Here is a 1,898-nt window from a genome sequence, read left to right on the forward strand (position 1 = left end):
GCCTTCGGCTATATCCTTCCCACTACCGGGCGGATTCGGGACTTTAACCCGTTAGAAACGTGCGCCGCTAGGCGCACCAAACAAAAACCCCCGGACTGCACTCCGGAGGTTTTTAATTTCTTTGCGGCGAAATCACACCAAGGTTAAAGGTTTTTATAAATATTCAATATGTATCTTTTTATAAATATTGTCCAACTTCTGCTTTATTGTTGGTATAAGCGATCGCATCGTCTCTTGTGATAAATCCCTGCCGCACGAGTCTGGACAGATCCATATTCAGGGTATGCATATCGCTGCTGCTTCCAGTCTGCATCATTGCCGGGATCTGGTGTGCCTTTCCTTCGCGGACGAGGTTGAGGATGGCATCCGTACCGACAAGAAGTTCGGTCGCTGCCACGCGAGCTGTTCCACCGCCGCATGGGATCAGGCACTGGCTGACGATTCCTTTTAAGGTTCCGGCGAGCTGGGCACTGCGGATCGCAGACGCAAAATCGGTAATATCTTCGCCAACTTCTCTTTGATGGATCAGGGACTGTTTACTCTCATACACGTACTCGATCGGATCTTCGATGGTGAAACTCCGAAATCCTCCAGTATTTTATAAAAGAAGGGACTGCGATCGCCGCAATGATCGCAATGATTACCAGTACGACCATCAACTCCGTCAGAGTAAATCCTTTTTTCTTTGTGTTTTTCATCTATATTCCTCGTTTATACGCTGTTTTCGGCATCTTTGTATTACTTTTTATTATATGATTTCACCTATATTTCGTCAACGCACTCTGACAAAAAATCCCCCGATATTACCGTAAAAACGGCTTTATCGGAGGATTTTCCCATAAATTCACAAAATCTCTGTGAAATTACTTTTTATTTCTCAGATAATATACAAAGGAATAGATCATCGGAATAAATGTGACCGCAAGTATGAGCACCAGACTTATCGGAAATGCCGGGATCCACGGCTGAATGGCCAGCAGAAGAATCAACACGCCGCCTGCAACCCACAATTTTCCTGCCATCCTGTGGGTTGCATCCCAGTTTGCTTCGCTGGCGAGTGTCCACGGAACCTTTATGCCAACGGTATAATTCTGGCGGCATTTCGGCAGATAGTTGCCGACGAGCAAAAACAGAAGTCCCAGAAGTATGATCACAAATCTGGAAGATTTCATAAATTCCACTCCAAAGGTATTACCATAGATTGCGGCTGCACAGAACAGGGAAACTGCCGGACAGATCCATAAAATCAGTGCGTACATCTTCTGCCCGATCGCCTGTTTTTTCGGATCTGCCAGTGTTCCAAATGCACAGAACAGATGTGCAAAAAGGCAGATCAGATATGGACCGAACACTGCAAATGCCCGACTACTGTAGCCGTTTGGAATGCCGTTGGCATCAAAATGTGTTGCCACCTGTTCCGGAAGTTTATTCCATAAAATCAGTCCCGCCAAAATCGGCAGAATCGTAATCATGCTTGTGATCAGAATGATCTTTTTATTTTTCTTCGTCATCTTCACTCTCTCCTTTCAGCTCTGCAAGCCAGAGCATCACTTCCTCGACCACGGAAATGTTAAGCGAATAGTAAATATAATTTTTCTCCTTTGTCTCGCAGACCAGACCTGACTTTTTCAGGATCTTTAGGTGATAGGAGATCGTCGCTGCCGTCATATCAAACTGTGCTGCGATATCTCCCGCTGACATGCTTCCTTCTTTCAGCAATGTCAGAATGTCACGCCGTACCGGGTCAGACAAAGCTTTGAAGGTTTCTGCAAATCCCACATTAGCCTGCCACTCAAAATGTGATTAAATATACTCACACCGAGATAATGTAGACCCTCACGAGTTCTACTTACTGCTTTATCGTGTATGCTTTGGATTGACCGAAATCATATCTACTC

Annotated in this window: 4 protein-coding genes; all 4 read right to left on the reverse strand. The window is 45.2% G+C overall.

Going from position 1 to position 1,898, the window contains the following annotated elements; genetic code table 11:
* Positions 1-178: 178 nt before the first annotated feature.
* Positions 179-550, reverse strand: a complete 372-nt coding sequence (locus GPK60_RS08435) for a hypothetical protein (protein WP_173887371.1) — start codon at positions 548-550, stop codon at positions 179-181.
* Positions 543-698: a prepilin-type N-terminal cleavage/methylation domain-containing protein gene (locus GPK60_RS15675; RefSeq protein WP_173896950.1), complete on the reverse strand. Its 156-nt coding sequence runs from the start codon at positions 696-698 to the stop codon at positions 543-545. Before GPK60_RS15675 ends, GPK60_RS08435 begins: the two co-directional genes overlap by 8 nt.
* A 165-nt stretch (positions 699-863) precedes the next feature.
* Positions 864-1,511, reverse strand: coding sequence for an SdpI family protein (locus GPK60_RS08445; protein ID WP_215659292.1), 648 nt, complete (start codon positions 1,509-1,511; stop codon positions 864-866).
* Complete coding sequence (locus GPK60_RS08450; protein WP_022118140.1) at positions 1,495-1,779, reverse strand: autorepressor SdpR family transcription factor; 285 nt, start codon at positions 1,777-1,779, stop codon at positions 1,495-1,497. The genes GPK60_RS08445 and GPK60_RS08450 overlap by 17 nt, the downstream gene beginning before the upstream one ends.
* Positions 1,780-1,898 lie beyond the last annotated feature (119 nt).

Origin of the sequence: Ruminococcus sp. MCC718, assembly GCF_018783905.1 — a bacterium.
Classification (GTDB): Bacteria; Bacillota; Clostridia; order Lachnospirales; family Lachnospiraceae; genus Hominisplanchenecus; species Hominisplanchenecus faecis.